This is a genomic window from Sphaerochaeta sp. UBA5836 (assembly GCF_002432845.1).
Classification (GTDB): Bacteria; Spirochaetota; Spirochaetia; order Sphaerochaetales; family Sphaerochaetaceae; genus Sphaerochaeta.
The window spans coordinates 6194-11797 of the sequence record NZ_DJGW01000072.1; the positions used below are offsets into that span (position 1 = coordinate 6194).

Genomic DNA, 5604 nt, shown 5'->3' on the forward strand with positions numbered 1-5604 from the left:
GTGGAGCGCACGACGGTGATGTTCGGGTTATCCGCCATGAACTTGGCGATGAGCTCGGTCTCGAGCTGGGTTCTGGCCGGATCCTCATGGGTCCAGTACTGGATGGTTACAGGCTTGGTTTCGTCAATTGCAGCTTCTTTTGCGCCCTGTGCAAATACAGAAAGAGGGAGCAGAAGAGCGACGAACAATACAAAGATGAACGTCTTTTTCATGTGAGACCTCCTAAAGTCTATCTGCTTTCAGTCTAGATGGCTTTGGGAAATCCACAAGAAAAAGATTTTGTGTTTATGCATGCGATTTTGAGTAGCTGGACAAGAATGGTCAGAAGAGAGCAGAAACAAAGCACCTGTATACAAGAATCAGGTTTGGGTTTCCTGGTAGGAGCGGAGGAACGAGGCAAGTTTCTCCATGGTTTCACTGGAGATATCGTGCTCGATCAGGCATGCATCCTGCTCTGCGATGACTGGATCCACTCTCAGTACATCCCTGAGGAAACTGGTGAGTGTCTTGTGCCTGAAGTATACCTGGGAAGCCTTGAGCCTGCCCTTCTCGGTAAGGTGTATGTCACCATAGGTCTCCTGGTTCACATACCCTTCGGAAGCAAGCACCTTCATGGCCCGATTCACACTCGGTTTGGACACACCCAGGCGCAGGGCGACATCGGTTGTCCGCACTTTCTCATGCTCCTGGTTGAGAGCCAAAATCGCTTCCAGATAATCTTCTCCTGATTTCTGCATGTGCTGATGGTATCATGCCTCAAGCGATTTGTCATCGGAAGATATAAAAAACCTTGACACAAAAGTTTGTAATAGCTAACTTATAGATGAGGGAAGAGAATGATACACATGACAATGGACGAACTGACTGTAGGTCAAAAAGGAGCTGTAAAGGCGATCAACGCACCGAAGCAGCTCAAGCGAAGACTTATGGATATGGGCTTCACAAAAGGGGTTGGCGTTGAGGTAGTCAAACTGGCACCCATGGGCGATCCAATGGAAGTCTCGTTGCGTGGATATCATTTATGCCTCAGGAAAGCTGAAGCCCGTGCCATTGAATTAAGATAGCGTATGCAAACAATTGCGCTCATTGGAAACCCGAATTGCGGAAAAACTACGCTCTTCAACACCCTTACGGGAACCACCGCATATGTCGGCAACTGGCCGGGAGTCACCGTTGAAAAGAAAGAGGGGATGGTCAACGGACACAGAATCCTCGACCTGCCCGGCATCTACTCACTTTCCCCCTACTCCCCCGAAGAAAAGCTGTCAAGACGCTATATCCTGGATGAACAACCCGACCTTATCATCGACGTCATCGATGCCACCAACCTGGAACGCAGCCTCTACCTGACCACCCAGCTTGCCGAACTGGGAAGACCTCTTCTGCTTGCCCTGAACATGGAGGACCTGCTGGAAAAGGAGGGCATCCGCATCGACCGAAAGCGGCTCTCGCAAATGACCGGCTGTCCGGTCGTACAGATATCTGCAAGCAAGGGAACCGGCATCAAAGCCCTGCTGGAGGAAATCGAGCGTTCGCTGGATCAAAAAAGGCTTCCGATGCAGCCGCTCTTCTCCAACTTCGTCGAACGCTACATCACCACCATCATCAAAGACGACTATCTTCACCAGATTCCCAAGGGAAGGCAGATGCGTTGGGCGGCCATCAAGCTGTTGGAGGCGGATGAACTCTTCCTCGCGTCCATGCCCCAGCCCCCCCAGGCCTTTCAAACGTATATTGAACAGGCGCGCAAGGAGTTGGTCGAGCACTATGACGACGATGTACAAGCCATCATCATCGACCAGCGGTACAAAGTAGCAGAACACATCGCAAAGGACTGCCAAATACGGACCAAGAAGGCAAAGCAGTTCAACTTCGACAACCTTGCCACCAGCAAGTTTGGAGCCATTCCCCTGTTCATAGCCATCATGGCAGCGGTTTTCTACCTGTCCATCGGACTGGTGGGAGGCTATACCACCAGCTGGCTCGAATCGTTCTTTGCTTTTGCCTCGTTCCACATCCAAGTCCTCTCTGATGCCTTGCAGGTACACCCGCTGCTCTCAGGCATCCTGGTGGACGGCATCATTGCAGGCGTGGGAGCGGTACTGACCTTTGTTCCCCAGCTCTTCGTGCTCTTTCTCTTGCTCTCCATTCTGGAAGACTGCGGCTATATGGCGCGCATCGCCTTTATCATGGACCGCCTGATGCGCAGCATGGGACTGTCGGGCAAGTCGATCATCCCCTTGGTCATCGGTACCGGATGCTCGGTCCCCGCCATCATGAGCAGCAGGACGATCGAGCACCAGAAGCAGCGGGAGTTGACGGTCATCGTCACTCCCTTCATACCCTGCGGAGCCAAGATGCCCGTCTTCGCCCTGATGCTCACCTATTTTTTCCCCGGTAAATGGTTTATCGCACCACTTATCTACCTGCTTGGCATTCTTGCTGTCGTAATCACCGGCCTGTTGGCCCGTGCCTTGGACAAGCACAAGGAAACCAATGCCTTCATCCTGGAACTCCCCCGATACCAGATTCCTGCCGCAAAAAATATTTGGCTGCAGACCAAGGATCGAACCCTTGGCTTCATACAAAAAGCTGGAACGATCATCCTGCTCTCTTCAATCATCATCTATCTGCTCTCATCCTACTCCTTCACCTTGCAGGCTGTGGATGCAGAGCTGAGCATGCTAGCCACCATGGGCAGACTCATCGCACCGCTGTTCGCACCGTTGGGCTTCGGATTCTGGCAGGCAAGCGTAGCGCTCTTGACCGGTATTGCAGCCAAGGAGTCGATTGTAAGCACCTTGAGCGTAACCATAGGAACTTCTTCTCTTGGTTCTTTTTTCACCCCCGATACCGCCCTCTCCTACATGACATTCATCCTGCTCTCATCCCCCTGCATTGCAGCCATCAGCGCCATGTTCAAGGAACTGGGCAGCAAACGAAAGCTCCTCTTTGCCGTCCTCTGGCAAACCGGATTCGCCTATGTTGCAGCACTGCTCATCCGCTCTGCAACACTTTTGCTTCTGTGAGGCCGCCATGTATATCCCCATCATCTCCAACATCATAGTCGCCCTGATCATCCTCCTGTTGATTGGATTTGCCATCAGAACCTTGCATAGACAGGGCAAGAAGGAGAACTGCGCCTCGTGCGGCACAAAGAAGAACAGTGCCTGCAAAGGGTGCAAATTTGCAGATTCTTGCCATTAGCATATACATCTATTGAATATTTATACAGAAAGTCTGGATATTTTCTCCTATTACGGGTAAACTCTCCAAAGAAAGCATGCTTTGTTCGTAATTGAGGAGAAATAGCAATGAAACGATGCACTGTTGTACTGTTGGCCCTGCTGTTGGTGGGCGCAAGTCTGTTTGCCGCCGGCACCAAGGAACAAGCTCCCGGTGGTGACAACTCCCTGGATACGGTAATGAGCAAGGGCCTGTTGGTCATGGGCCTTGACGACAACTTCCCCCCGATGGGATTCCGCAATGAGAAAGGTGAGATCGTCGGTTTCGACGTCGACCTTGCAAAGGAAGTGACCAAGCGCATGGGAATCACCTTGAAGCTCCAGCCGATCGACTGGAACGCCAAGGAACAGGAGCTGAACACCGGCAACATCGACTGCATCTGGAACGGCTTCACCATCACCGAAGAGCGCAAGCAGGCTATGACCTTCACCCCTCCGTACATCCACAATGCCCAGGTTGTCGTAGTTCGCGACGACAGTCCCTACACCACCCTTGCTTCCCTCAGTGGAAAGAGCGTCGGCTATCAGGCAGGATCTTCGGCCTCCAGCGCCATCGATGCTTCTCCGGATTTCAAGAGATCCATCAAGAATTTTGTGGAGTTCAAGGAAAACCTGACCGGCCTCATGGATCTTGAGATCGGCGGTATCGATGCCTTGGTTGTCGACGTCACCGTTGCAAACGACAACATCAAGCGCAGCGGCAAGGCTTTCAGAATCCTATCAGAGGAGCTCGCTCCCGAAGACTACGGTATTGGATTCCGCAAGGGAGACCAGAAGCTCGCCGATGCAGTCTGGCAGCAGTTGCTTGCCATGCAGGCGGATGGAACTTTGGCTGAGATTTCCACCAAATGGTTTGGCTCCGATATCACCGTTGTCGGAAAATAAGGAAAACTGTATGATGTCGGGGAGCATTGCTCCCCGTTTCTTTTTTTTCAAGGGAACTATCCATTTTGTAGGAGACTTGCATGGGAAACCTCTTGCTGCAGATGCTGGCGGGAACCGTCACCAGCCTGAAAATATTCATCCTCACCTTGCTCTTTTCCCTACCGTTGGGATTATTGGTTGCAAAAGGAAGGATGTCCAAGAATCCAATCATCTCCAACATGGTCAATATGTACATCATGATCATGCGCGGCACCCCACTGATCCTGCAATTGTTGTTCGTGTACTTCGCACCCTATTATATATTTGGAACCTCCTATGACCGCTTTACCGCCGTCATCGTGGGTTTTGTCATCAACTATGCCGCATATTTTGCCGAGATATACCGGGGGGGCATCCAGTCCATCCCGATAGGCCAGTACGAGGCGTCGCTTGTGCTGGGCTTTTCCAAGGCCCATACATTTACCCATATCGTCGCCCCTCAAGTGGTAAAACGAATCATTCCCGCCATGGGAAACGAGGTGATCACCTTGGTCAAGGACACCGCTTTGGCGCAGACCATCGGAGTGGCCGAGTTGTTCAGGGTTGCGCAGAACGCGGCGGCCAGGCAGTTCTCCACCATGCCCATCTTCATAGCAGGTGTGTTCTACTTCATCATGAATGCACTCGTCTCCCGCTCCTTCGACCTGCTTGAGAAGAAGCTCAACTACTACCACTAGGAGATCGGCATGGAAATCATTTCGGTTGAAAACCTGAAGAAAGAGTTTGACGGCCTGGGAGTGCTCAAGGGCATCTCCTTCACGCTCAACAAAGGAGAGGTTCTTTCCATCATCGGCCCCTCCGGAAGCGGAAAAAGCACCTTGCTGCGTTGTCTCACCCAGCTGGAACCCATCGATGGAGGGAAGATTGAAGTGTGCTCAAAGACCATGGTCAGCACATCGGAGGAGGGCAAAGTGGTCTATGCCGACAAGCAGACGCTCAAGGAGGTGCGCCTCAATCTCGGCTTGGTTTTCCAAAACTTCAATCTTTTTCCCCATATGAGCGTACTCAGGAACATCACCGAAGCACAGATGCATGTGCTTGGCCGCAGCAAGGAGGAAGCAGCCCGGACGGCACGTACGCTCCTTGCAAAAATGGGGTTGGAAGAGAAGGAAAAAGCCTATCCCTGCCAGCTCTCGGGCGGCCAGCAGCAACGGGTGAGCATAGCCCGCGCCCTTGCCCTCAATCCAGATGTTCTCTGTTTTGATGAGCCGACCAGTGCTCTCGACCCTGAGCTGACAGGCGAGATCCTGAAGGTCATCAAGGATTTGGCCAAGGAGAAAATGACCATGATCGTCGTCACCCACGAGATGTCGTTTGCCAGGGATATATCGGACCGCGTCATCTTCATGGATGATGGACTCATTGTAGAGGAAGGAAGTCCGGATATACTCTTCAATAATCCGACCAATCCCAGAACCAAACGCTTCCTCAATCG

The 5604-nt window shown here is 52.0% G+C and carries 7 protein-coding genes and 1 pseudogene; 6 read left to right on the top strand and 2 right to left on the bottom strand.

What is annotated here, in order from left to right:
- Positions 1–212: pseudogene (locus tag B3F49_RS05755) on the bottom strand (ABC transporter substrate-binding protein); the annotation flags it as partial.
- A 147-nt stretch (positions 213–359) separates the two neighbouring features.
- Complete coding sequence (locus tag B3F49_RS05760; protein WP_293909662.1) at positions 360–737, bottom strand: metal-dependent transcriptional regulator; 378 nt, start codon at positions 735–737, stop codon at positions 360–362.
- A gap of 108 nt (positions 738–845) precedes the next feature.
- Between B3F49_RS05760 and B3F49_RS05765 the strand changes: the two genes are divergently transcribed.
- From B3F49_RS05765 to B3F49_RS05785, 6 genes are all read left to right on the top strand, one after another.
- Positions 846–1064 carry a FeoA family protein gene (locus tag B3F49_RS05765; RefSeq protein ID WP_414712505.1) on the top strand — a complete coding sequence of 73 codons (219 nt, stop codon included), beginning with the start codon at positions 846–848 and terminating at the stop codon, positions 1062–1064.
- Between the two features lie 3 nt (positions 1065–1067).
- Entirely contained in the window at positions 1068–3029 is a 1962-nt protein-coding gene (gene feoB, locus B3F49_RS05770; RefSeq protein ID WP_293909666.1) for a ferrous iron transport protein B, read from the top strand.
- A gap of 7 nt (positions 3030–3036) precedes the next feature.
- On the top strand, positions 3037–3207 hold the full coding sequence (locus tag B3F49_RS12400; protein WP_414712506.1) for a FeoB-associated Cys-rich membrane protein: 171 nt from the start codon (positions 3037–3039) through the stop codon (positions 3205–3207).
- Between the two features lie 107 nt (positions 3208–3314).
- A complete protein-coding gene (locus tag B3F49_RS05775) occupies positions 3315–4130 on the top strand; it encodes an amino acid ABC transporter substrate-binding protein (protein WP_293909668.1) in 816 nt (271 codons plus the stop codon).
- An 80-nt stretch (positions 4131–4210) separates the two neighbouring features.
- On the top strand, positions 4211–4846 hold the full coding sequence (locus B3F49_RS05780) for an amino acid ABC transporter permease (protein ID WP_293909670.1): 636 nt from the start codon (positions 4211–4213) through the stop codon (positions 4844–4846).
- A 9-nt stretch (positions 4847–4855) separates the two neighbouring features.
- Positions 4856–5604 (top strand): amino acid ABC transporter ATP-binding protein (locus tag B3F49_RS05785; RefSeq protein ID WP_293909673.1); only part of this gene is annotated, 749 nt, incomplete at its 3' end.